This window comes from Aminobacter ciceronei (genome assembly GCF_014138625.1).
Taxonomy (GTDB): domain Bacteria; phylum Pseudomonadota; class Alphaproteobacteria; order Rhizobiales; family Rhizobiaceae; genus Aminobacter; species Aminobacter ciceronei.
On the sequence record NZ_JACJHY010000001.1, the window covers coordinates 225,852 to 250,525 of the forward strand.

At 64.7% G+C, this 24,674-nt stretch carries 23 protein-coding genes and 1 pseudogene; 8 read left to right on the forward strand and 16 right to left on the reverse strand.

Going from position 1 to position 24,674, the window contains the following annotated elements; translation table 11 throughout:
• Positions 1–51 precede the first annotated feature (51 nt).
• Entirely contained in the window at positions 52–501 is a 450-nt protein-coding gene (locus HNQ95_RS00985; protein ID WP_067959800.1) for a GatB/YqeY domain-containing protein, read from the reverse strand.
• Between the two features lie 289 nt (positions 502–790).
• On the opposite strand from HNQ95_RS00985, the gene carA reads away from it, so the two are divergent.
• A complete protein-coding gene (gene carA, locus HNQ95_RS00990; protein WP_067959797.1) occupies positions 791–1,993 on the forward strand; it encodes a glutamine-hydrolyzing carbamoyl-phosphate synthase small subunit in 1,203 nt (400 codons plus the stop codon).
• Between the two features lie 89 nt (positions 1,994–2,082).
• On the opposite strand, the gene HNQ95_RS00995 is transcribed toward carA, so the two are convergent.
• The 4 genes from HNQ95_RS00995 to HNQ95_RS01010 all read right to left on the reverse strand — a co-directional run bounded on the left by HNQ95_RS00995 (position 2,083) and on the right by HNQ95_RS01010 (position 3,891).
• Positions 2,083–2,307: a hypothetical protein gene (locus tag HNQ95_RS00995; protein WP_067959794.1), complete on the reverse strand. Its 225-nt coding sequence runs from the start codon at positions 2,305–2,307 to the stop codon at positions 2,083–2,085.
• Positions 2,288–2,935, reverse strand: coding sequence for an alpha/beta fold hydrolase (locus HNQ95_RS01000; RefSeq protein ID WP_067959790.1), 648 nt, complete (start codon positions 2,933–2,935; stop codon positions 2,288–2,290). The genes HNQ95_RS00995 and HNQ95_RS01000 overlap by 20 nt, the downstream gene beginning before the upstream one ends.
• 102 nt (positions 2,936–3,037) lie before the next feature.
• Positions 3,038–3,523, reverse strand: coding sequence for an SRPBCC family protein (locus tag HNQ95_RS01005; protein WP_067959787.1), 486 nt, complete (start codon positions 3,521–3,523; stop codon positions 3,038–3,040).
• Between the two features lie 26 nt (positions 3,524–3,549).
• The gene (locus HNQ95_RS01010) at positions 3,550–3,891 is read right to left on the reverse strand and encodes an ArsR/SmtB family transcription factor (protein WP_067959783.1); all 342 of its coding nucleotides are present in this window, start codon (positions 3,889–3,891) and stop codon (positions 3,550–3,552) included.
• Positions 3,892–4,189: 298 nt separating this feature from the next.
• Here HNQ95_RS01010 and HNQ95_RS34040 point away from each other — a divergent pair.
• Both HNQ95_RS34040 and HNQ95_RS01020 read left to right on the forward strand, forming a co-directional pair.
• Positions 4,190–4,444: pseudogene (locus HNQ95_RS34040) on the forward strand (ABC transporter substrate-binding protein); the annotation flags it as partial.
• A gap of 61 nt (positions 4,445–4,505) precedes the next feature.
• A complete protein-coding gene (locus HNQ95_RS01020) occupies positions 4,506–5,276 on the forward strand; it encodes an ABC transporter ATP-binding protein (RefSeq protein ID WP_067959777.1) in 771 nt (256 codons plus the stop codon).
• Positions 5,277–5,304: 28 nt separating this feature from the next.
• Here HNQ95_RS01020 and HNQ95_RS01025 read toward each other — a convergent pair whose 3' ends face one another.
• The 9 genes from HNQ95_RS01025 to HNQ95_RS01060 form a co-directional block, all read right to left on the reverse strand.
• Positions 5,305–5,904 carry a YdeI/OmpD-associated family protein gene (locus HNQ95_RS01025; protein ID WP_067959774.1) on the reverse strand — a complete coding sequence of 200 codons (600 nt, stop codon included), beginning with the start codon at positions 5,902–5,904 and terminating at the stop codon, positions 5,305–5,307.
• A complete protein-coding gene (locus tag HNQ95_RS01030) occupies positions 5,904–7,160 on the reverse strand; it encodes a TCR/Tet family MFS transporter (protein ID WP_182573271.1) in 1,257 nt (418 codons plus the stop codon). The genes HNQ95_RS01025 and HNQ95_RS01030 overlap by 1 nt, the downstream gene beginning before the upstream one ends.
• A 198-nt stretch (positions 7,161–7,358) precedes the next feature.
• Positions 7,359–8,276, reverse strand: a complete 918-nt coding sequence (locus HNQ95_RS01035; protein ID WP_182573272.1) for an aldo/keto reductase — start codon at positions 8,274–8,276, stop codon at positions 7,359–7,361.
• Between the two features lie 14 nt (positions 8,277–8,290).
• The gene (ypfJ, locus tag HNQ95_RS01040; RefSeq protein WP_182573273.1) at positions 8,291–9,202 is read right to left on the reverse strand and encodes a KPN_02809 family neutral zinc metallopeptidase; all 912 of its coding nucleotides are present in this window, start codon (positions 9,200–9,202) and stop codon (positions 8,291–8,293) included.
• Between the two features lie 117 nt (positions 9,203–9,319).
• Positions 9,320–9,508, reverse strand: a complete 189-nt coding sequence (locus HNQ95_RS01045; RefSeq protein ID WP_154384836.1) for a hypothetical protein — start codon at positions 9,506–9,508, stop codon at positions 9,320–9,322.
• A gap of 108 nt (positions 9,509–9,616) precedes the next feature.
• On the reverse strand, positions 9,617–12,154 hold the full coding sequence (locus HNQ95_RS01050; RefSeq protein ID WP_182573274.1) for an AMP-binding protein: 2,538 nt from the start codon (positions 12,152–12,154) through the stop codon (positions 9,617–9,619).
• Positions 12,155–12,229: 75 nt separating this feature from the next.
• The gene (locus HNQ95_RS01055; protein WP_210283693.1) at positions 12,230–12,796 is read right to left on the reverse strand and encodes a class I SAM-dependent methyltransferase; all 567 of its coding nucleotides are present in this window, start codon (positions 12,794–12,796) and stop codon (positions 12,230–12,232) included.
• 1 nt (position 12,797) lies between these two features.
• Positions 12,798–12,998, reverse strand: a complete 201-nt coding sequence (locus HNQ95_RS33355; protein WP_210252516.1) for a class I SAM-dependent methyltransferase — start codon at positions 12,996–12,998, stop codon at positions 12,798–12,800.
• Between the two features lie 79 nt (positions 12,999–13,077).
• The gene (locus HNQ95_RS01060) at positions 13,078–14,250 is read right to left on the reverse strand and encodes an MFS transporter (RefSeq protein WP_182573275.1); all 1,173 of its coding nucleotides are present in this window, start codon (positions 14,248–14,250) and stop codon (positions 13,078–13,080) included.
• Positions 14,251–14,397: 147 nt separating this feature from the next.
• On the opposite strand from HNQ95_RS01060, the gene HNQ95_RS01065 reads away from it, so the two are divergent.
• Both HNQ95_RS01065 and HNQ95_RS01070 read left to right on the forward strand, forming a co-directional pair.
• A complete protein-coding gene (locus HNQ95_RS01065; protein ID WP_067959756.1) occupies positions 14,398–14,739 on the forward strand; it encodes an ArsR/SmtB family transcription factor in 342 nt (113 codons plus the stop codon).
• A 2-nt stretch (positions 14,740–14,741) separates the two neighbouring features.
• On the forward strand, positions 14,742–15,497 hold the full coding sequence (locus HNQ95_RS01070) for a metallophosphoesterase family protein (protein WP_182573276.1): 756 nt from the start codon (positions 14,742–14,744) through the stop codon (positions 15,495–15,497).
• 38 nt (positions 15,498–15,535) lie between these two features.
• Here the strand turns inward: HNQ95_RS01070 and HNQ95_RS01075 are convergent, their stop codons facing one another.
• Positions 15,536–17,941, reverse strand: a complete 2,406-nt coding sequence (locus tag HNQ95_RS01075) for a DNA/RNA non-specific endonuclease (RefSeq protein WP_182573277.1) — start codon at positions 17,939–17,941, stop codon at positions 15,536–15,538.
• A 97-nt stretch (positions 17,942–18,038) separates the two neighbouring features.
• Positions 18,039–18,617 (reverse strand): TetR/AcrR family transcriptional regulator, encoded by a 579-nt coding sequence (locus tag HNQ95_RS01080; protein ID WP_246719215.1) that lies wholly within the window; start codon positions 18,615–18,617, stop codon positions 18,039–18,041.
• A 148-nt stretch (positions 18,618–18,765) separates the two neighbouring features.
• Between HNQ95_RS01080 and HNQ95_RS01085 the strand changes: the two genes are divergently transcribed.
• From HNQ95_RS01085 to carB, 3 genes are all read left to right on the forward strand, one after another.
• Complete coding sequence (locus HNQ95_RS01085; RefSeq protein ID WP_083948523.1) at positions 18,766–19,770, forward strand: NADP-dependent oxidoreductase; 1,005 nt, start codon at positions 18,766–18,768, stop codon at positions 19,768–19,770.
• A 93-nt stretch (positions 19,771–19,863) separates the two neighbouring features.
• Positions 19,864–20,865: a saccharopine dehydrogenase gene (locus tag HNQ95_RS01090; protein ID WP_067959743.1), complete on the forward strand. Its 1,002-nt coding sequence runs from the start codon at positions 19,864–19,866 to the stop codon at positions 20,863–20,865.
• Between the two features lie 250 nt (positions 20,866–21,115).
• Positions 21,116–24,610: a carbamoyl-phosphate synthase large subunit gene (carB, locus tag HNQ95_RS01095; protein ID WP_067959741.1), complete on the forward strand. Its 3,495-nt coding sequence runs from the start codon at positions 21,116–21,118 to the stop codon at positions 24,608–24,610.
• Positions 24,611–24,674 lie beyond the last annotated feature (64 nt).

A 24,674-nucleotide genomic window follows, 5' to 3' on the forward strand; every position in this document is an offset into this window, starting at 1 on the left:
CTGCATCGCAGGCGGGACGTTTCTGTTCACATGGCACAAGGCCATAGCTGCCTACTGCAGCAGCTCCTTGACGATGCCGCTGGCCTTGCCGAAATCCATCTGGCCGGGATAGCGCTCCTTGAGCGCGTTCATGCAGCGGCCCATGTCGCGCAAGCCATCGGCGCCGACTTCCGAAATCACCTGCTGTGCCGCGCTGCGCACCGCCCCCTCCTCCATCTGCTTGGGCAGGAAGTCGGAGATGACGGCGATTTCGTCGCGCTCCTGGGCGGCCAGTTCCAGCCGCGAACCTTCCTCGAAGGCCTTGGCCGATTCCTGGCGTTGCTTGACCATCTTGGTCAGGATCTGCAGGATTTCCTCGTCGGTGACAGGGTCCTTGCCGGCACCGCGATGGGCGATATCGCGGTCCTGGATGGCTGCCTGGATCAGCCTCAGCGTCGAGGTGCGGCGCTTGTCGCCGGTCTTCAATGCAGTCTTCAGTGCCTCGGCGAGTGTCTCGCGCATGGCCGTTACTCCTGAACGTGTCGCAAACAATAGCGCCGACCTGCCACAGTGGCAAACCGAATGACAATGGCCAACTTCCTGTTTTTGCTAGGAAAAATAATTAGCCGCGAATCCCGGAACGGTCATTGACCATGTGCCGGCCTTCGCCTATTGTCCGCGCCTTGCAAGGACTTGTTTGTTTTGTGCACGGGGCCCGCCTGACGGTGGTCGTCCGTGCTTTTCGCTGCGCGATATGGCCCCTTGCGAGCCATTTTTCAAGTCGCGGCGCCCGTTACGCAGGAGCATCGCCATGGCCTCAGAGACCGCCCCCTGGGCAACCGAAGTGCCGACCGCCGTACTGGTTCTGGCCGACGGAACGGTCATCACCGGCCGAGGCCTCGGCGCCACCGGCAGTGCCGTCGCCGAAGTCTGCTTCAATACGGCGCTCACCGGCTACCAAGAGGTCCTCACCGACCCCTCTTATGCCAGCCAGATTGTCACCTTCACCTTCCCGCACATCGGCAACATAGGCACCAACGATGAAGACATTGAGGACCTGAACCCGGCGACGCGCTCGGGTGCCGTGGGTGCGGTGTTCAAGGCCGACGTCACCAACCCGTCGAGCTATCGCGCCGCCGGTCACCTCGACCAGTGGCTGAAGCGCCGCGGCATCGTCGCCATGTCAGGTGTCGACACCCGGGCGCTGACCGCGCTGATCCGCGAGAAGGGCATGCCCAACGCCGTTATCGCATATGCCCCCGACGGCAAGTTCGACGTCGAGAACCTCAAGGCTCAGGCCCGCGCCTGGTCCGGCCTCGTCGGCCTCGACCTCGCCAAGGACGTCACCTCGGGCCAGTCCTCCAGTTGGACCGAGACGCCCTGGGTCTGGAACGAGGGTTATGGCGAGCGCGCTGACGAAACTATGCACGTCGTTGCCATCGACTACGGCGTCAAGCGCAATATCCTGCGCCTGCTCGCCGGCCTCGGCGCCAAGGTGACCGTCGTTCCGGCCAAGACCTCGGCCGAAGACATCCTGGCGATGAAGCCGGATGGCATCTTCCTGTCCAATGGCCCCGGCGACCCCGCAGCGACGGGCGAGTATTCGGTGCCCGTCATCAAGGACCTGCTCAAGACCGAGCTGCCGGTGTTCGGCATCTGCCTCGGCCACCAGATGCTGGCGCTGGCGCTTGGCGGCAAGACCGCCAAGATGCACCAGGGCCACCATGGCGCCAACCATCCGGTCAAGGACCACACCACCGGCAAGGTCGAGATCGTGTCGATGAACCACGGCTTCGCGGTCGATGCCGAGTCGCTGCCCGAGGGTGTCGAGGAGACGCACGTCTCGCTGTTCGACGGCACCAATTGCGGCATCGCGCTCACCGGCCGCCCGGTGTTTTCGGTCCAGCACCATCCCGAGGCCTCGCCCGGCCCGCAGGACTCGCACTATCTCTTCCGTCGCTTCGCCAACCTGATCCGCGCACGGCAGGGCGAACCGGCACTCGCCGAGCGCTGAGGTTCGACGTCATCGGACAATGAGAAACAGGCCCCGCACCGCGGGGCCTGTTTGCGTTTGACGTCAAGTTGCGTGGCGACAGCCCAGCCTCACTTCGGCGCCGGAGTACCGAGAAAAGCGTTGGCCGCCACTGCCACCTGTTGTGCTTTTGCCGGGTCGGCGAGGATGCCCATGTGGGTTGTATCAGACAGCACCATGAGCTGGCTGCGCGACGGACCGTTGACGTCGCCATTGGCGTGGCCGCCGAGCGCGGCATGCATTTCGGCGAGATGGCCGAGCGTCACAACGTCGGCGTCACCGGCGACAAGAAGCACCCGGCTGCGCGATCCTGGCTAGGTCCGCGGTCCAGTCGAACGGCGTCAGCTCAAGCTGCTTGACCTTCTCGACCAACGCCGGGAAGTCCGGCTTGGGCGACAGCTTCTGGTACTCGGCCACCATCGGCGCGCCGGCGAACATGTCGGCGGTCAGGTGCTGCACCATCTCCTTGTGCCCAGGGGCCAGACCCTTGTCGCTGGCCGATGCCGACACGGCGACGATGCGCTCGACGCGATCGGGATGGCGCAGGGCAAGTTGCAGGGCGACGTTGCCGCCCATCGAGTAGCCCATGACATTGGCCTTCGCGACGCCGAGTTTGTCGAGCAGCCCGGCGACATCGTCGGCCATGGTCTCGTAGCTCAGCCCTTCGTCGCGGTCGGCGGTACGGCCGTGGCCCTGCAGCTCGACGGCGATGACCTTGTTCGACCTGGCGAGTTCGCCGAGGCTGGTCGCCCAGTTGGTCTCGATGGTCATGAAGGCTCCGTGGAGCAGGACGAGCGGCGCGCCCTCCCCGTGGATCTGGTGATGCAGTTCCAGCGGCACTGCCTCCCCGGCCGAGACGGCTGACAGTGCGATGGTGGAAAAAAGGGCGAGCAGAGCCGCGCCCGCGATTGCCAGCGTTTTCATTGTCGTTTCCTGTCTTGGGATGAGCGATCCCACCCGGTCGCCGATGCGGCCGCTTGGGTCACGATTGCGGTGGAGAAATTGCCGGCCGGATCCGGTCTAAGATCAGGCGGAGATCAGTTCGCCGAGCAGCTCTTCGAGCTGGTTCATGCTGTCCTGCGCGCCGGCTTCCATGCCCGAGGCGACCATGCCGTCGCGATCCTCGATGCTGTCGAAGCGGGTGACGCCGCTGTAATGGGTCTTGCCGTCCCTCTCCTCAAAGCGATGGGTCTCGATAACAGTCTTGTCTTCGAACATGCCCTCCAGCGCGAAGGTATTGACCAGCTTCTCCGGCTCGTCGACCTCGATGTACCTGCCGATGAAGGCAAAGACGGTACCATCAGGCGTGGTCTGCTCGAAGCGCCACTCGCCGCCGGGGCGGACGTCGAGCTTGACCACCTTGGTCGCGCCCATGGCACGCGAACCCCACCAGCGCGCCACATGTTCGGGCCGGGTCCAGGCCCGCCAAACCAACGTGCGCGGCGCATCGAAGCTGCGGCTCATGCGGATCATGGGTTCGCCCTCCGGCGTCTCGACAAGCATCTTGTTCATGTCATTCCCTTTTGTATCTCGTGAAATCACTGTTTGTTGGTGTCGTCGCTGCGCTGCATGTCGGCGAGATAGGCGTCGAGCTGATCGAGATTGTCGCGCCACAGGTCGCGATAGGCGCCAACCCAGCCGTCGATGTCCTGAAGCGGGCCGGCCTGGAGCTTGCAGTAGCGATACTGCGCGTCCTTCTCGCGGGAGATCAGGCCGGCGTTTTCGAGCACCTTGATGTGCTTCGACACCGCCGCCAGGCTCATGTCGTAGGGTGCAGCCAGTTCGCCGACGCTCGCCTGCCCCTGGGCAAGCCGGGCCAGGATGGCGCGACGCGTCGGATCTGCCAGCGCGGAAAAGGTAAGGGAAAGAGGATCAGTCATGTCACTATTCAACCAATTAGTTTTTAACTTATTGGTTGAATACAGTTCGCTCAAGCGGTTGTCAACCAGTTGGTTGAGAACATCCGGCAAATCTCACCGACGTGAAAAGACGGGTGGCGCGCCCTGCCCGTCGCAAAAATTCTGCACCACCCGGGCATGCGCGAAATGAGCTGTCCAGCCCGCGACACCAGCCAGATGCGAGCGCTCTGACGCACTCATGGCCACTTCTTTCGACCCGCCAAAGGCCCGTTCCTCCGCCCCACTACGCCGTTCGCCCAAGCCAGCGCTGCGCGTGCGCCGCACCTTCGTCGAGCAGTCGACCCGCGCCGCCGAATGGTCGCGCCAGAACCCCGATGAAGCACGCGAGGTGCTGGCATCCATCCTGTCGAAGCGCGGCGAGAACGCCGAGCTGGCCAAATACTGGACCGGCTTCGGCCTCCGCGAAGGCGCGCAGGCGGTTCCCCGCGACCTCGACTTCTGGATCGCCGTGCTCGAACGCGAGGGGTCGCTGCCCAAGGGCAAGCTCAAGGCCGCCGACCTGCTGTCCAGCCCAACGCCGAAGCCAAATCGAACTGAGCCTGAAAAGGCCTGGCCAAAGACATCGGAGAAAAAGCATGACCAGCATCGACAGCGGCCACCGCGGCGAGGTTTCGATCCGCGACCTCTCGAAATCCTTCGCCATCAACGGCCGACCGCTGGCGGTGCTGAAGGGCCTGAACCTCGACATCCGCGCCGGCGAATGCCTTGTCATCGTCGGCGCGTCGGGATCGGGCAAGACCACGCTGCTGCACGTGCTGGCCGGTCTCGAAGTGGCCGATGGCGGCCGGGTGGCGATCGACGGCGAACCGGTGCATGGCGTCGGCTCTGACCGCGCCGTGATCTTCCAGGAGCCGCGGCTGCTGCCCTGGCTGACGGTGCTCGGCAACGTCGCCTTCGGCCTCGAAGTGCATGGCGAAAACCGCGCCCGCGCCGAGGAGCGGGCGAGCGACCATATCGGGCTCGTCGGCCTCGGCGACTTCACCGATGCCTATCCCAAACAACTCTCGGGCGGCATGGCCCAGCGCGTCGGCATCGCCCGCGCGCTGACCGTACAGCCCGAAATCCTTCTGCTCGACGAACCGCTCGGCGCGCTCGACGCCATGACCAAGATCACCATGCAGGAAGAGCTCGCCCGCATCTGGAGCGAGGAGAACGTGACCATGGTCATGGTCACCCACGATCTCGAAGAAGCGGTCTATCTCGCCGACCGGGTGCTGGTGCTGCCCAAGGAGAAGGGTGCCGCCGCCCGCCTGATCGACATCGAGCTGGCCCGCCCGCGCGACCGCAGCGAACCTCGCTTCGTCCGATACCGAGAGGAACTGCTGCGCGAGTTCGGCCTGCATTGAACGAGGCCGAGGGCGTCGAGCGTTCCGTTCACTTCTTGCCTTGCGGATAGATCGTTTCGCCACGCTTCAGCATGGCGACGAAGGTCTCGATCTTCTTCTTGCGCCCGGCCTCGGTCTTCATGTTGTGGGTGCGGAAGGCGAGCGCAAAGCGGTTCTGCTCGCTGAGCTTGCCGAGCATTGCTTTCGCCTCCGGCTCGGCATCGATCGCCGCCTGCAGGTCGTGAGGGATCAGCATGTCCTTGCCACTCCTGTAAGCCCGGTCCCAGCGGCCGTCAGCCTTGGCCGCCTCGACCTGCTTCATGCCATGCTCGGTCATCCGCCCCTCGGCGACCAGGCGCGCCACGCTGTCGACATTGATCTGGCTCCAGGTGCCCTTCTTGCCGCGCGGCGAATAGCGTTGCAGGAAACTCCTGCCGTCGAACCCCTTGCGCACGCCGTCTATCCAGCCCCAGCATAAGACGACTTCGATCGCCTCCTTCGGCGTGATCGAGGCCAGCCCCGATCCGACCTTGTGGACCTTGATCCAGACCTCGTCCTGGCTGTCGTGGTTCCTGCTGAGCCAGGCATAAAAGCTCGCGGCATCGGCGAATTCGTGAACCTTGGCGGGATCGACATAGACTGGTGTCATCAGTTGACCTGCTCCGCTTCTACGGCTGCAGCTTTCCTGGCTGCCGGCCGTTCGACCTTGAAAAGGAACACCATCAGCGCCAGGCCGATGAAGACCCCGCCGACGGCATAGGGTGCGCCGGCAAATGTCACCGGCGCGCTCGGCCCGGTGAACCAGGCAAAGATGCCGGTGTAGAGCAGCGGCGTGATGATGCTGGTGATCGAAAACAGGCTGGTCATCGCGCCCTGCAACTCGCCCTGCGCATCCGGCGGCACCTTGGCGGCGGCCAGGCTCCTCAGCGGCGGGTCGGCGAGTGCTTCGAGGCAAGTCGCCACGATCACCGCATAAATCATCCAACCCTGCCATGCTGCGGCATAACCGAAGGCAGCGACGGCCGTGAAACCGAGACCGATGGCTGCCGTACGCCACTCGCCCAGCCTGGGGATGACTCTGGGAAGCACCAGTGCCATGACAAGCGCGCCGCCGAGGCCGAACACGCCGAGCGAGAAGCCGATCTGCCGTTCGCTCCAGCCATAGCGGTAGCTGCTGACGAAGGACCAGACCGCCGGATACATCATGTGGCCGAGCGCCATCAGGAAGAACACCAGCCCGATCCAGCCGATGCCCTTGTATTTGCGCATCTGCTTCAGCGCGCCGAGCGGATTGGCGCGTCGCCATTCGAAGGCGCGCCGGTTGTGGCGCGCCAGCGTCTCGGGCAGGAAGAACAGGGCCACCAGGAAATTGACGAAGGCAAGTGCTGCCGCACCCCAGAACGGTACGCGCGGGCCGAACTCGCCGAGGAAGCCGCCGAGCACCGGCCCGATGATGAAGCCGACACCGAAGGCGATGCCGAGCAGTCCGAAATTCTTGGCCCGGTTGTCGTCGTTCGAGACGTCGGCGATGAAGGCTGCGGCCGTGGAGTAGCTCGCGCCGCTGATGCCGGCGAGAACGCGGCCGACGAACAGCATCGGATAGGACCAGGCGAGCGCGCAGATGGCGTTGTCGATGGCGAATGTCAGTACAGAGGCGAGCAGGATCGGCCGGCGCCCGAAACGATCGCTGAGATTGCCCATCAGCGGCGCAAACAGGAACTGCATCGCCGCATAAACGAAGAAGAGCCAGCCGCCCTCGATCGCCGCCTCGCCGACGCCGACGCCGGTCAGCTCCTGCAGGAAGGCCGGCAATACCGGCATGATGATGCCGAAGCCGATGATGTCGAGCAGCAATGTGACGAAAACGAGCGCAAGGCCTCGTCTGGCGGTCTTCTCATCAACCATGTCGAACCCACAGGCGCCGCTTCGAGGCCGCGAAGATCAGTCGAGCTGCGCCAGCATTTTGCACCGCGACAGGCGCTCAAATGCCGGCATCGATCCGCCGGGGGCGTGCGGAAACCCTGCTTATAGATCAAGCATTCATCAAGAACAATACGTGAACATATCAATTATCTTCATGCCAGGACGCCATCCGGCGGAACATTACGGGACCGCGCGGCCCTCGCTTGCCTCGAGAATGGCGAACCAGTGCTGGCGGTCGAGCCTAACGTCCAGCGCCTTGACCAGCCCGGTCAGCCGCGCCGCCTTCATCGTGCCCAGCACCGGCACCAGCCGTGCCGGATGTCTGAGCAGCCAAGCGATGGCCATTGTCGAGATATCGCCGGCACCGATCTCCTCGGCGACCGCCTTCAGCGCTGCCCGCACCCTTTGCTCGCGTGCGCCCTCGCCGGTGAACAGCGAACCGCCGCCCAGCGGCGACCAGATCATCGGCGCGTAGCGCAGCCTTTGCGCATGGTCGAGTCGCCCGTCGGTCAGGGCCGAGGTCTCCAGCACCGAATGCTCGATCTGGTTGGTGACGAGCGGGAACGGCAGCCGCGAGGCGAGCAGGTCGAACTGGTCCGGCGTGAAGTTGGACACGCCGACGGCCCGCACCTTACCTGCCGCCACCAGCCGCTCGAAGGCGCGCGCCGTGTCGTCGGCGTCCATCAGCGGATCGGGCCGGTGGATCAGCAAGAGGTCGAGATAGTCGGTGCCAAGGTTGTTCAGCGAACGTTCGACCGAGGCCTCGATATGGGCGGCACCGGTGTCATAATGCTTCAGTCGGTTCTGCGGCCGGTTGGACGAGGCCAGCATGATGCCGCATTTGGAGATCAGCTCGATGCCGGCGCGCCGGCCTTTCCACCGCGCCAGCCCGGCGCCAAACGCCTCCTCGACCGCGTAGCCGCCATAGATGTCGGCATGGTCGAAGCTGGTCAGGCCGAGATCGACTGATGTATCGATCAGCCGTGCAACCTCCTCGGCGCCAGGGTTCTGGCCGTCGAGCAGCCGCCAGGCGCCGAACACCAGCCGCGATAGCGACAGGCCTCCCGGCACCAGTTCGATGCGTGGAGAGACAGTCATCCGATCGGCCATCGTCAGATCGGATTGTTGAAGGTATCGCAGTCCGACAGCTTGCCGCTCTTGAAGCCGGCGGCAAACCAGCGCTGGCGCTGCTGCGAGGTGCCGTGGTTGAAGCTTTCCGGCACGACATAACCCTGCATGCGCTTCTGCAGCGTGTCGTCGCCGATCTGCTGGGCAGCGTTCAGCGCCTCTTCGATATCGCCCTGTTCGAGCAGACCCTTCTGGTCGGTGTAGTGGCCCCAGACGCCGGCGAAGCAGTCGGCCTGCAGCTCGACGCGCATCGACATCTGGTTGGCGTCGGCCTCGCTCATCTGCTGCCGCATCTGGTTGAACTTGGGCAGAATGCCGGTCAGGTTCTGGACGTGATGGCCGACCTCGTGGGCAATGACATAAGCCTGGGCGAAATCGCCGGCAGCGCCAAACTGCTTGGCCAGCTGGCCGAAGAAGGCGGTGTCGAGATAGACCTTCTGGTCTCCAGGGCAATAGAACGGGCCGGATGCCGAGGAGGCGAAACCGCAGGCCGAGCGCACCTGCCCTGAGAACAGCACCAGCTTCGGTTCCTGGTATTTCAGCCCCTCGGCCTGGAAGATGCCGTTCCAGGTGTCTTCGGTCTCGGCCAACACGGTCGAGACGAACTGGGTCATCTCGTCATTGGCGGGCGCACCGCCCTCGCTCACCTGGCCGCCGCCCGAAACCTGCCCGCCGTCACCGCCGGCCAGGATCTGCATCGGATCGATGCCGCAGGCGCGCAGCGCAAAGAACAGAATGACAAGGATGATGATGCCGGACAGTCCGCCGCCGCCCGTCGACATGCGCGGGCCCATCGGCAGGCGTCCGCCACCGAGGCCTCCGCCAAACCCGCCACCGCCGCCTTGACCGCGCGTATCCTGGACGTTGTCACTCTGGCGGCGGCCTCTCCAGCGCATAGGCGTATCCCTTGATGTTGTCGCAGCCTCGGCCGCTCACTTGAGACAATTAGCTTAACCCCTGCGGCAAGTCACAGGGTTTTTGCTTGGGCCACCCCTCGTCCGGATACCACAATTTCAGCTTTTCTGCTTGCTGCCGGCGCTCTTGCCGTCGGAGCTTTTCGCCCTCTCCTCGAAGCGCTGTTCGCCCTTCTTGAAGTCGCGGCCGGTCTTGGCCTCGACCTTGCTTTCTTCCCTCGCTGCTGCCTTGCGCAAGCCTCTTGCGGCCTCTTTTTCCTTGGCGGTGGGCGCCGGTGTGATCGCCATGTTCGTTTCCTCCCGAAGGTGCCGCACAACTGCGGCGCTCAGGCAAACGCGAACAGGCGGGCACTCGTTCCCTGCCTGCAAAAGCTCGGCCCCGCCGCGATCGACTCACTATTCCGCCGGCGCGGCCTGCGCCTCGAGCACAGCACCATGGCCGCGCCGGCTGGCAAGCCATGCCGTCAGCGCCTTCTGGGAGTGGAACGCAGCGACGCCGGTCACGACGCTCAGCGTGGTCAGCACAGGCCACGGCAGCTGGAGTTGCGGCAGCACGAGCTCCGGCACCAGGCGGTGGAACAGGTAGATGTGATATCCGGCCGCCGCCACCGGCAAAGCCAGTGCCGCGACCGGCCGCGGCACTGTGATACGCGGGACGTAGAGCAGCATGGCGACGCAGGCAAGTTGCAGCATGAACTTGACCCAGGAGCCGGTCCAGTTACCGCCCCAATAGGCCATGAACGGGAAGGCCATGGTCGCCATGCCGAGCACCGCCATGCGCTGCCGCGCCGTCTGCGCGTGAAAGGCGCACCAGCCGAAGACAGCGAGATAGAATACGTCCGACACGGTGAAGATCTGCACCGCGCCGACGGCCCAGACCTTTGGCGCCAGGATCTTGATCGCGATGGTGACGACAAGCGCTGTGATTCCCGTTGCGAACGGCCTGGCCGCTACCTGCTTGCGTACTGCCGGCAACGAGAACAATACCGCGACGATCAGCATCACCTGCGCATAGGCTTCGACGAACCAGTAGAGGTAGGGCAGCATGTGTTTGGGATCGAAAATGCCGAGATTGCCGACCAGGAACACCGAGGGCCACAGCACCTCGCCGCGCGCGATCGAAAAGCCGACGACCAGCGGCGCATAGACGGCGAGATTTGCCGCCACCGCGCGCAACAGCCTCGACGTCTCGCCGCGCATCAGCGCCGCACCATGAAACCGCGCCAGCCCGTAGCCGACAAGCATCACCAGCGCCGCCGCCCCGCCCGGAATGGGGCAGAGTGTGGCGTGATGCAGGACGACGAGAAGGATCGCCAGCGCCCGCATCAGCATGTCGGTGTCGACGATGCGACGGTTTCCCTTCTGGCTGCTCAACCGGGCCAGCGCGCCGACCGGCATCTTCTCCCAGCCCTCGGGGATGCGGCCGAGCTTGCGCTCCAAGGTCGGCGACAGTTGGACATAGAGCAGCGAATCTCCGCCGAGTTCCTCGAAACTGTCAGCCGGCGTCACCCGCCGGGGATAGAAGGCCCGACCAAACGCCTCGATGAGCCCGGCATCGGCCTTCTGGTTTCGCCGCGCAAGCTGCGCCACCGCCTGGTGGTCGACCTTGCCCGAAGCCAGCCGCGGCAAGGTGTCGACCGCCGCCGCCTCGACATGCAGCGCCGTCAGTCCACTCGCTTCGATCATCAGCTTGCAAACATCCTCAGGCGCCTCGCCCGACGAAAACGCCGCGACCAGTCGCCGGTCGTCGCCGGTGACCGCCGCCACGACGCCCCGGCTGGCAAGCGCGTGCTCCACCGCCTCGTGGCTGATCCGCAAGCCCGCGATTTTCGACATGCGCTTGAGGCGGCCGACGACGCGGAAGAAGCCGTACTCGCAACGCTCGGCCAGGTCGCCGGTGCTGAGCTCGCCGATCTCGGCGCCGCGTGCCAGGTCGTTGCGGTCGAGCGCGTAACCCATCATCACGTTCGGCCCGCGATAGACGAGTTCACCCGCCTCGCCGCAGCCGTCGATCCGGCCTCCGTCCTCATAGACAAGCGCCAGTTCGCCGCCCGGAATGGCAATGCCGATGCTATCGAGGTTATCGGCCAGCGCTGCCGGCGGCACATAGGCGATGCGCGCCGTGGCCTCGGTCTGGCCATACATCAGGAACAGCTGCTGCCCCTTGGCTTCGAGCCTGCGCCGGACGGTCTCGGCGAGCCCGGCGGGCATCCGCCCGCCCGCCACCGTCATGAAACGCAGTGACGGCAATTCCTCGGCGCTGAAGCCAGTCTTGTCCATCAGTTCGTAGGAATAGGGCACGCCGCTGATGTTGCTGACACCGGCCGCGCGCAGATCGTCAATGAAGCCTTTGTCGGCCACGCCCTTGGCTGAGACGAACACGCTGGCACCGACTGCCAGATGCGAGTTGAGCACCGAAAGGCCGTAGGAATAATGGAACGGCAGGATCAACGCCGCGCGATCGGCCGGCGCCAGGCCGAGATAACAGGCGATAGTCTCGGCGTTGCTCTCGACATTGGTCCACGACAGCCGGACGAAGCGGCTTCTGCCGGTGCTTCCCGACGTCGCCAGCAGCACGGCAAGGTCCACATGCAGCGTCTCCCCGGCGCCCTCGCCCTCGACAAGACGCCAGCGCCCGTCGACCTGCCTCACGCACACATCAGGGCGAAAATCCTCCTCGAACGCATCGAACGCCTGCGCATCCCCGGGGGCGATGAGCGCCACCACATGCCCGCCGGCCCGCGCGGCGAGATAGGCGATTATCGCATGTTCGGAATTGGACGCTTCCAGCGCCACGAGCTTGCGGCCCGCGCCGAACCCGGCTGCGGTGACTGTGACACGGCGCGCCAGTTCTGCATAGCTGATGGTGGGGCGGCCTGGAAACACCAGTGCCGTCCGTTCGCCATAGCTGGCCAGTCTCTGCAGGAAATCCATTCTTCGCCCGCCCCGCTGCTTCGTTTGCAGCCACATGAACGCGCGAGCCGATAGCGTTATTCCTGACAGTTTGCATCAAGAAAATTCGCGACAGCTAATGTAAGCCGGCTGGGCGGAGCTGACCCGACGGCCGGCGAGGCATTTCAAGCCAGGATGCGCGCCTTGAGCCAGAGGAACAGCGGCACGCGGGCCCTTGCGCAGCAGTTCCGAATCGACCCGATCCGGGATCGGCTCGCGCAATGCCGTGATTGCCAGCCCCGCGCCCTCCAGCACCGCTACATAGTCCTCGAGCGGCTGCGACCAACCGGCAAAATGCATCGTCAGACCGTCACGGTCTTCTTCGCCATCGAAACGCTCGCGGCCGTAATAGCTACCATCGAGCACGAATGGCGCGTCGGCCGCTTCCCCGGCGAAACGTCCGCGATCCCTGAACGGATGGACCAGCGAAATCAACAGCGTGCCGCCGGGCTTCATCACGCGTCGGATTTCCCCGATCGCCGCAGGCACGTCGTCGACGTCCATCAGCACGTTGTAGGCCATGACAAGGTCGAAGCTGCCGCCGTCAAATGGCAGATCGTCGACACCGGCAACGGCATAGGCAGAGTTGGCTTGCCGTGCAGCTTCCACCATCTCCGCCACCACGTCAGTCACGGTAACCCAGCGCCTTCAGTTCGCGCGCCACGCGACCCTCGCCGCAGCCCACCTCGAGCGCGCGGCCGGAGCCCTCGCCGATGAACCGTGTCAGCCCTTCGCGATAGACCCAGAACGCATCATGCGCGGGCGAGCGCGCCCAGGCGATCCATCGGTCGGCAACACGCGTCCAGTGCTCTTTGTCGCCCTTCATCTCACCCACCCCGGCCAGCCAGATGTCGCATCTAGGACAGTTCGACCGGCCGGAAAAGCCGGGATGTGTTGGACCAGCCTCAGCGCGCGGCGGCGAGCCGGATCGACCTGTTGCTCGCCCCAAGTACCGCCAGCGCCACCAGCGGAAAAGCGGCGGCGACGAGGCCGAGGTCGGACGGCCGGGCGAATTCCAGCACGCGGCCGCCGATGACGGTACCGAAGGCAATGCCGAAATAGAGTGCCGAGGCGTTGAGCGACAGGGTCAGGTGCGCGATCTCCGGACCGAAGCCGACGATACGGCTTGCCTGTGCGGGTGGGAAGGCCCATCCGATTATGCCCCACGGCACCATCAGCGCGATCAGCACCGGGCCGGCGACATGGTGCGGCAGCAGCTTCAGGGTCAGTGCAATGGCGATGCAGAAGCCCGACGACATCAAGAGCGAGATCACCACCATGCGCGTCGCGCCGATGCGGTCCGCGAGATAGCCGCTCGACAGGTTGCCGATGACGGCCCCGACGCCGAAGGCCAAAAGCATGCCTGGAAGTGCTATTTCAGGCAGCCCCGCTCCTTCGAGCGCCAGCGGTGCGATGTACGAAATCACGGTGAATCCGCCGGCGAGATAGAGCAGCGTCACCAGGAGCGAGGGCAGGATGCCGGGCCGGGCAATGGCGGTGAAGCGCTCACTGAGCGTCAACTTGATACCGCGCGAGTCCCGGGGCAGCCGCACCCACAATATCGCCGCGCAGGAGATGCCAAGCAGTGCAATGGCAACGAAGGTGCCGCGCCAGCCCCACATGGTGGCAATCAACGATCCGACCGGCGCGCCGAGTGCCACTGCAAAGGTCGTGCCGCCGACGACGACCGCGATCGCCCGTGCTCGGTGCTCGGGGCCGGCAAGTGACACGGCGGTTGCCTGGGCAGTCGCAGCATAAAGTCCGGCCGACATGCCCATCACGATCTGCGCGATCAGAAGCCCGGCAAAGGAGCTGCTCATCGCTGCAATGATGTTGCCGGCGACGAACACCAGCATGGTCGCGGCAAGCACCCGGCGACGGTCGATCTCGCCGGCCAGCGCCGACAAGACTGGCGCGCCGATCGCATAGGCAAGCGAGAACGCCATGATCAGGTAACCCGCGAACGGTATCGACACATGCGCGTCGCCGGCGATTGCCGGCAACAGGCTGGAAAACACGAAGCCGACGGTGCTCATGGCGAACGAACCGACCGCCAGCCAGATAAGGCGCTTGTCCATGACAGTGTCCTTAGTTCAAAATATGTTGAACTATTGAACTTATCCCCCCGTCATGTCAATCTGTGTATTCGACCTCTGCTGCCATCCTCATGTCAGCAGCCAGTCCAAAACCTTGAACCGACCAACAAGCGCCGCTACCTTCCGACCATGTCCTTGCCCCATCCAAATCTCGACCAGATCAGCCTTGCCAACGTGCTGTCAGTGCTTGGCGACCAGACCCGCCTCGCCATTGTCGGTTATCTCGCCTGCAACGAGGGTCTGGCGGTGAGCTGCGGCCAGTTTTCCGAGTTCGGCTCCAAGACGAACCTGTCCTACCATCTGGCCAAGCTGCGCGAGGCCGGCATCACCCACACAGAGGTGGCAGGTACCAGCCGGCTGATCTCGTTGCGCCGCGCCGATCTCGACAGCCGCTTCCCCGGCCTGCTCGATTCGATCATCACCGCGGCCCAGGAACTCCCCGCACTCGAGCGCCTCCGCGACGAGGCCTGAGCATGCGCATTGCCGTCATCGCCGACATCCATGGCAACATCCTTGCACTGGAGGCTGTCGTCGCCGACCTCGCCCGGCGCGGCGGCGCCGATGTCGTCGTCAATCTCGGCGATCTGGTTTCCGGTCCGCTCTGGCCCAGCGAAACGGCAGCGACGCTGCAGGCCCTTGGCTGGCCGACGGTGCGTGGCAACCATGACCGCCGCGTCGCCACCGACCCGCTCTCCGACATGGGCCCGTCCGACCGCTTCGCCTATGATCGCCTGACGCCAGCCCAGCGTGACTGGATGGAGGCAATGCCGCTGACCTTGGAGATCGCCCCGTCGGTGCTCGCCTTCCACGCCCGCCCCGATCACGACGAGCGCTATCTCTCCGAGGTCATCGATGAAGGCCAGCTCATCCGCGCGCCGCTGAAAGTCATCGAAAGCCGCCTCCGGCAGGTCGACCCCAAATATCGGCTGCTGCTCGCCGGCCACAGCCACCGTGCCGATCTCGTCCAGCTCTCCGGCGGGCGTCTTCTGTTCAATCCCGGCAGCGTCGGCGCCCCAGCCTATGACGACGACACTGCGCCTGCCCATGTCTCCGAGCAGGGCTCGCCGCTGGCGCGCTATGGCCTCGTCGAACTCGACGCTGCCGGCATTGTCACCAGTGTCGATGCGCTTGCAGTGACCTATGACTATGAAGCCGCAGCCCACCGCGCCGTCGAGGGCGGCCGCCCGGAATGGGCTCATGCCTTGCGCACCGGCTTCATGCCGGACTGATCCGGCAGTTCGCCCCCACTATCGGCTCTGGCTCCCGGCTAACTGGCCAATTTCCTACGCCGGCCCGGCTTCGACGTCTTCTTGCCGCCACCCGAGCGCGCCGGCTTCGTCGCCGGTTTGAGCGTGCCATCCCTTGCCAAATCCTTCGGCTCCAGTGTCAGCGCCGGCCTGCCGATCGCCTCTTGCCCGGCGCGGACGTCGGCAGCGCGTAGCGTGTCGCCGAAATCAAGCCCGGTAAGGCTCTCGACATGAGCGACGGTCGTCAGGAACTCCGACACCCGCGCCAGTTCCTCGGCATCGCCAAACGCCTCCGCCATGCCTTCGGGCATCACTTCGATCAGCGGCCCCTGGTCGGCGAGCAGTGCTATCGCGCGCAGGTCGTTGCCGTCGTTCCACGCCGCGATTTTCCAGAATTTCAGCGGCACCTTGCTTTCGAAACGATAGGGCGGGTCGCTGTCGGCGAACACTGGCCCGGCAAACACTGTCACCCTTTGGCGCATTGTCACCGCGTTGCGCAGCACATAGGTCTCGACCGCCCGCCAGCGAAGCTTGCCCTTCGAGCCCGGCCGGTTGAGCGCACTGCCCTGGTTGAAGAAGCCGAGCTGCGGTGCCGCATTGGTGTAGAAGAACGTGTCCCGCTCGGCTGCCACCGCCTCCGCATCGGTGCCCCAGGCCGGGTCGCCGCGCAGCGTGATGTGGCCCTTCTGGAAAATCCGCGCCTTGCGTTCGTTCGATGTGGCAATCGGAAAGCCAGCCACTTTCTGTGCGTCATAGAAGGGCTTGTTCATTTGCTCTTCGAGAGCCACGCGGCGGTCCGGTCTGAAATCGTCGCTGGCTTCCGCCCCGCCGATCGACTCGATGCCGAGCTCGCTCAGGCTCGGATCCTCGGTGACCGTCTTGTCGTCGCGGTTGACCGCCTTGATGCGCGAGCCGTCGATGTTGCAGGCGGTGTAGTAGGCAAGCCGCCGCTCGGCGTTCATGACGACGGAAAAATGGTGGTAAGGCAGTTCGAACGGGTCGTCGCCCGGCTTGGCCAGAAGATTCTTGGCCGGCCGCCCAGGCGCGCCGCCGTGCCTGGGCAGCGGCAGCACGAAGCCCGGCACGAAGCCCGGTTCATAGCCGCCACGGTCGTCGAAATTCTCGGTCTTCCAGCTCGCAGCCTCGGCCCCGGGGCCGCCCGTCCTGACCTCCCCGGATTTCGGCGCGGCACCAGTCGATGCCTGTGCCATCAACGGCGCCCGCACGCTGATCTCGATCGGGAATGTCCATATCACCGAGCCGTCGTCGCCCAGGCGGGCCTTGGCCTCGCCATCGCCACCCGATGTCAGCGCCTGTGCCTTGCCGGCCTTTGCCACCACCCGGTCCGGCTCACCGCCCCCCTCCGGCACAGGCTGCAGCTTCAGTCGCCCCGCCTCCTCCCAGATGTCGAGCAATTGCGTCACCGCAGCCCGGCTGCGCGCGTCCATGCCGGCGAGCCGCGTCTCCAGATCGTTGACGATGGCGCTGATACGGATGCCTTCGTTGATCTCCTTGGCCAGCGGCTTGCCGTCGGTGCCCATCACCTCGTGCCATGGCCCGCCCCAGTGATGCAGGGCGATCGGCTCCCATTCGTTGTTGAACACCGGCGAGCCCGACGAGCCCTGTTCGGTGTCGGCGACATAGTGCAGCACATGCAGCGTCTCGTCCCGCGCCACCAGGTGGTTCTCGCGCAGCACCAGCTCCTTGTGCCGGCCGTCGGGATGCTGGACGACATTGGCGATCTCGCCCAGCATGTGCTTGTCGCCGGCACTGGACAGCACCAGAAAGCCGAATTCGTCGAGCGCGCGCGGGCCGCGCCGGCGCTGGCCGATGCCGATCAGCGTGTAGTCGAGCCCGTCTATGTCGTCGGTGACAAAGCACAGATCCGGGTCGAGGAAGAACGACGTCGGCTGCCTGAGTTCGTTGAACTTGTCGCGCTCATAGTCGAACTGCACCTGGAACCGTGCGGCGTCGGCGGCCGTCTGTATGACGTGATGATTGGTCAGGAAAAGGTTCGGCCCAACAAGGAAGCCCGAGCCCTGCGGCATCTCGTTGAGAAAGGCGACCCGGCCGACGGCATCCGCCGCACGGCGGCCGCGCTCGAGGAAGGCAACACCGACAAAATCCAGCGTCGACCCCTGGATCGCCTCCGGCCCCATCGGCTTGGCGGCGGCCATCGCAGGCTTGCGTCCGGCCTTTGCCGGTTCGCCGACAGTCTCGATCGCCGTGGAGATCATCTCGGCTTGTTCGCGGGTCAGGTCGGCCTTGACCTGCAACCGCTCGACGCGGCGACGGCGCTCCGGCTCAGCCGCCAGCGGATTGCCCTCGGCGATGCGCGCCAGCGACGTGTCTATTTCAGGTCTGGTTTTCTTCAACCGTTCACGAACGACACGTTCAACTTCACCGAAGGTCTGGATATCAACCATGCCCGCCCCCTTTGTTGAAGACCCCAAGTATAACTTGAGAGCCTACGCGGAGGTAGCGACGTTTTGTTGACAGCCTTTACGGGCAATATGCCTGAAATCAGCGGCGAAACCGCTCCAGCGTCGCCGTGAACAGCTCGGTCAACGCTGCAACGGCATCGTCATATGAGATACGCCCGGCCGCCGTATCACGCGACACGGCCTCGGCCGCCCCGAGAAGTCCCGACAAGACGGGTTCGCCGATATCGGCGGGCAGATCGACGAAGCGCGAAACCGCATCGCGATATTCCTTGAGATAGCCGTTGCGCAGCGTCTGGCGAAACTCGTCCATCTCCTCCGTGCCCGAGAGTGCCGAAAACACTGCTCCGGCCTCGGGGCCGGCGCGGCTGGCGCAACGCACATAGGCCTCGCCCAGAATGCCGGCCACATCACGCAACGTCTTGCCGCAGCTGGCAAGGGCCTCGCGCTGCGTCGCCAGCTGCAGCTCGTTGTAGGAGGAGAACAGCGCCATCAGCAGCCCCGCCCTTGTGCCGAAATGCTCATAGGCGATCGGCTTGCTTACCCCTGCCCGTTCAGCGACCCGGGCGAGCGTCAGCGCGTCGGTGCCTTCCTCGCGCACAATCTCCTGGGCTGCTTCCAGCAGCTGCGCGCGGCGTTCGGCCTTCGGCAGTTTTTTCATCGAACTTGCAGTCGTCATCGCCTTCGCATCCGGTCAGAAATTTTTCGGCCCGTGGCTTGAACATCGCCACACGCTACATATGTTACCATTAGTAACTTACAAAGAGTAAGCTACACATGGTAGATGACTACACATATAGGGGAATTCAATGTCCATTGCAGCCCGTGAAATCCACCTGAAGAGTCGCCCGGCCGGCCTGCCGGGCGCCGACAACTTCCAACTTGTCGAACGCAGCTTGCCGGCTCCTGCCGCAGGCCAATTGCTGGTCAAAACGCTGTTCATGTCGGTCGACCCCTACATGCGTGGCCGCATGACCGACAGGCCGAGCTACATCGCCCCCTTCGAGATCGGCCAGCCGCTTGAAGGCTCCGCCGTCGGTATCGTCGAGCAGTCCGCCCATCCCGAGTTCAAGGCCGGCGACATGGTCAGCCACTTCTCCGGCTGGCGCGATCACGTGCTCGTCGACGCTGCCACCGCAAACAAGATCGACACCTCGAAGGCGCCGGCCGAAGCCTGGCTCGGCCCGTTGGGCATCCCTGGTCACACCGCCTATGTCGGCCTGCTCCGCATAGCCGGGCTCAAGGCCGGTGAAACCGTCTTCGTCTCGGCCGCCGCCGGCGCCGTTGGTTCGATGGCGGTGCAGATCGCCAAGCTCAAGGGAGCCCGTGTCGTCGCTTCCGTAGGCTCGGAGGAAAAGGCTCGCTGGGTCAAGGAACTCGGCGCCGACGCCATCATCAACTACCGCACGGCAGGCGACCTGACCGAGGCACTGAAAAAAGCAGCGCCCGAAGGCATCGACGTCTATTTCGACAATGTCGGCGGCGACCACCTCAGGGCAGCGCTCGAAGCAGCCAAGCCCCGCGCCCGCTTCGCCATCTGCGGCATGATCTCCGGCTACAATGACGAAAAGCCCGTTCCCGGTCCCGACAATCTCGCCGCAATGGTCATCAAGAGCATCAGCATGCGCGGCTTTCTCGTGCTGGATCACTTCGACATCCTGCCAGAATTCATCGCCGACATGGCCGGCTGGCTGGCCGATGGCCGCGTGACCTATCGCGACACGGTCGTCTCGGGTCTCGAAAACGCGCCCCAGGCCTTCATCGGGCTCTTCTCCGGCGACAACCTCGGCAAGATGCTGGTCAAGCTCGACTGACATCCGGCGGCTGGTTCGCTCGCCGCCTTCACCTCATTCCAATCCAGACGTTAGAGCGCCGCCTTCGCGCGGCCACGGAGGAGTACTGCCCAAATGACCACGCACAAGCCCGTCCTGATCATCGGCGGTGCCGGTTTCGTCGGCGCGCTCGCCGCCCGCACCCTGCGCAAGCTGCACCCCAAACTCCCCATCGCCATCGGCGGCCGCAATCTTGAGAAAGCCGAAGCCGTCGCCAAGGAGATCGGCAATGCCGAGGCTGTCGTCATCGACCTCAACCGCAAGGACCTCGGCGTAGCGGCAAACAAAGGCTTCAGCGCCATTGCCATGTTCGTCTATGACGACACGCTCAACGCCCTCCACTACGCCCAGACCAACGCCGTGCCCTATCTCAGCGTTTCGACCGGCATCCAGGAGATCGGACCGGAGATAGCGCTTTATGCCCACAAGGCGAACGCGCCGTTCCTGATGGGCAGCAGCTGGCTCGGCGGTGCCGCGAGCCTCGCCGTCGTGCATTTCGCCAGGCAGTTCGAGACCGTGGATTCGATCGAAATCACCGCCCTTCTCGACGAACACGACATGGGCGGCCCCGCCGCCGAAGCCGACTTCACCCGCCTCACAATGATGTCCAGCACCCTGGGCCTCGAAAGCGGCAAATGGCATTGGAAACCCTCGGGCGAACAAGGCCGCAGCGTGACGAGTGTCGACGGCAGGCAGGTGCCAGGTCTGTCCTATGCACCATTCGACGTCTTTAGCCTGCCGGTCACCACCGGCGCCGAGACGGTGCTGTTCGATTTTGCGCTCGGCGAAACCGCAAGCCGCCATCGCGGCGAGCATTTCTCCACCGAGATCACCATCGCCATCTCGGGCAAGAGAAAAGACGGCACAGAGGGCCGTAGCCGCTACGAATTCGTCCATCCCGAAGGACAGGCGCCGGTCACAGCGCTCGCCGTCGCACTAGCGGTCGAGCGGCTGGTAGGCCTCGACGGCAAGGCAGCGCCCGCGCCGGGCCTCTACTTCGCCGAAATGCTCGTGGAAGCGGACCATGCGATCAAGCGTTTCAAGGAATTCGGCGCCAGCATCAAGCAGGCAGCCTAGGCCAAAACCCGCTCCAGATGGGCAGTCGCGGACCTCAGCGGCTGCCCTTCCGATATCCGGACACGCACTGTGGGCAACCGACGCGCATCAAAGCCGCATCCCGGCACAGGAAAAGCATTTTTTGGGGTTCCCCCCTCCCCAACCTTCCCCTATAAGGCGCGCCTAGCCTCTAGTTGACTCTCTCTTGCGCACCGGCCGGGATTCTCCCGTCCCGGTTCTTCGCGCAGGCATATCTTACGGACCGTACACAATGGCAAAACGCACCGACATCAAGTCCATCCTGATCATCGGCGCCGGTCCCATTGTCATCGGCCAGGCCTGCGAGTTCGACTATTCCGGCACCCAGGCCTGCAAGGCGCTGAAGGAAGAGGGTTACCGGGTCATCCTGGTCAACTCCAACCCGGCGACGATCATGACCGATCCGGAACTGGCGGATGCCACCTACATCGAGCCGATCACGCCTGAGGTCGTCGCCAAGATCATCGCCAAGGAGCGCCCCGACGCACTGCTGCCGACGATGGGCGGCCAGACCGCGCTCAACACCGCGCTTTCGCTGCGCCGCATGGGCGTGCTCGAGCGCTACAATGTCGAGATGATCGGTGCCGACGCGCACGCCATCGACAAGGCCGAGGACCGCTCGCTGTTCCGCGAGGCCATGGCCAAGATCGGCCTGGAAACCCCGCGCTCGATGCTGGCCAACGCCTCCGACGTCAAGGACGCCGACCGCAAGAAGCATGAGGCCGAGCGCGCCGCGCTGAAGGCCGAGAACCCGGCCAATCTCGACGCAGCCCTCGACGCGCTCGAAACCCAGTGGAACCTCGGCGAAGGCGACCGCAAGCAGCGCTACATCAATCACGGCATGGCGATCGGCGCCCAGGCGCTCGACCATGTCGGACTGCCCGCCATCATTCGCCCGTCCTTCACCATGGGCGGCACCGGCGGCGGCATCGCCTTCAACCGCCAGGAATTCTTCGACATCGTCCAGAGCGGTCTCGATGCCTCCCCCACCACCGAAGTCCTGATCGAGGAATCGGTGCTCGGCTGGAAGGAATACGAGATGGAGGTCGTGCGCGACCGCGCCGACAACTGCATCATCATCTGCTCGATCGAGAACATCGACCCGATGGGCGTGCACACCGGCGACTCGATCACGGTGGCCCCGGCGCTGACCTTGACCGACAAGGAATACCAGATCATGCGCAACGCCTCGATCGCGGTGCTGCGCGAGATCGGCGTCGAGACGGGCGGCTCCAACGTCCAGTTCGCCGTCAACCCGGCCGACGGCCGCCTCGTCGTCATCGAGATGAACCCGCGCGTCTCGCGCTCCTCGGCGCTCGCCTCGAAAGCCACCGGCTTCCCGATCGCCAAGATCGCGGCCAAGCTCGCCGTCGGCTACACGCTCGATGAGCTTGAAAACGACATCACCGGCGGCGCCACGCCCGCGTCGTTCGAGCCGTCGATCGACTACGTCGTCACCAAGATCCCGCGCTTCGCCTTCGAGAAGTTCCCCGGCGCCTCGCCCGTGCTGACCACCGCCATGAAGTCGGTCGGCGAGGTCATGGCGATTGGCCGCACTTTCCAGGAATCGCTGCAGAAGGCTTTGCGTGGCCTCGAAACCGGCCTTACCGGCCTCGACGAGATCGAGATCCCCGGCATCGGCACCGACGGCGACAGCGGCGACGACCGCAACGCCATCCGTGCTGCCTTGGGCACGCCGACGCCCGACCGCCTGCGCATGGTTGCCCAGGCGATCCGCATGGGCACCTCGCTCGAAGACGTGCACGCCATGTGCAAGATCGACCCGTGGTTCCTCGAGCAGATCGCCGGCATCATTGCGATGGAAGCACGCGTCCGCGAGCACGGCCTGCCGCAGGATGCCGAAAACCTGCGCATGCTGAAGTCGATGGGTTTTTCGGACGCCCGCCTCGCCTCGCTCACCAAGACCGAGGCCGAAGCCGTTCAAAAGCAACGCCAGAAGCTCGGCGTCCACCCGGTCTACAAGCGCATCGACACCTGCGCCGCCGAATTCGCCTCGCCGACGGCCTACATGTACTCGTCCTATGAGCTGCCCTTCGCTGGCGCTGTGGCCGACGAGGCCCAGGTTTCGGATCGCAAGAAGGTGGTCATATTGGGCGGCGGCCCCAACCGTATCGGCCAGGGCATCGAGTTCGACTATTGCTGCGTCCATGCCGCCTATGCACTGCGCGAGGCAGGCTACGAGTCGATCATGGTCAACTGCAATCCAGAGACCGTCTCGACCGACTACGACACCTCAGATCGCCTGTATTTCGAGCCGCTGACGGCGGAAGACGTGCTCGAGATCCTGCGCGCCGAACAGGCCGCCGGCACCCTGCATGGCGTCATCGTCCAGTTTGGCGGCCAGACGCCGCTCAAGCTCGCGGATGCGCTTGAAAAAGCCGGCATCCCGATCCTCGGCACCTCGCCCGACGCCATCGACCTCGCCGAGGACCGTGACCGCTTTCAGAAGCTCTTGCACAAGCTCGACCTGAAGCAGCCCAAGAACGGCATCGCCTATTCCGTCGAGCAGGCCCGCACCGTTGCCGGCGAGCTCGGTTTCCCCCTGGTCGTGCGCCCGTCCTACGTGCTCGGCGGCCGCGCCATGCAGATCATCCACAATGAGGGCATGCTGCAGTCCTATTTGCTCGACACCGTGCCGGGCCTGGTGCCCGAGGACATCAAGCAGAAGTACCCCAACGACAAGACCGGCCAGATCAACACACTGCTCGGCAAGAACCCGTTGCTGTTCGACACCTATCTCTCTGGCGCCATCGAGGTCGACGTCGACTGCCTCTGCGACGGCAAGACGACCTATGTCTCGGGGATCATGGAGCATATCGAGGAAGCCGGCATCCACTCGGGCGACTCGGCCTGCTCACTGCCGGTCCACTCGCTGCCGTCCGACCTCGTCGACGAGCTCGAGCGCCAGACTTCGGCCATGGCGCGCGCGCTCAATGTCGGCGGCCTGATGAACGTGCAATATGCCATCAAGGACGGCACCATCTATGTGCTGGAAGTGAACCCGCGAGCGTCGCGCACCGTGCCCTTCGTGGCCAAAACCGTCGGCAAGCCGATCGCCAAGATCGCCGCCCGCATCATGTCGGGCGAGAGCCTCGACGAGGCCTTTGCCCACTATGGCGAAAAGCCCGATGCCCGCAATCCCGGCCACATCGCGGTCAAGGAAGCGGTGTTCCCGTTTGCCCGCTTCCCCGGCGTCGACATCCTGCTCGGGCCTGAGATGAAGTCGACCGGCGAGGTCATGGGCCTCGACCGCGACTACGCGCTCGCCTTCGCCAAGGCTCAGCTCGGTGCCGGAGTCGACCTGCCGCGCTCGGGCACGCTGTTCGTCTCGGTCCGCGACGAGGACAAGGCCGGCATCCTCGGCGCCGTCCAGCGCCTGTCCGGCCTCGGCTTCAAGGTGCTGGCAACCTCGGGCACCGCGCGCTTCCTCAATGAAAACGGCGTGCCGGCCGAGAAGATCAACAAGGTGCTCGAAGGCCGCCCTCACATCGAGGACGCCATCCGCAACCGCCAGATCCAGATCGTCTTCAACACCACCGATGGCCAGAAGGCAGTCTCGGACTCGAAGTCGATCCGCCGCGCCACACTGATGCAGAAGGTGCCTTACTACACCACCCTGTCGGGTGCTGCCGCCGTCGCCGAGGCCATCGCCGCGCTGAAGGCCGGCTCGCTCGAAGTGCGTCCACTGCAGGATTACTTCAAGTAAAAGCCAGGACGTCGCCACAGCTTCTCTTCTCCCCGTTTACGGGGAGAAGAAGCCGGCAGGCAGA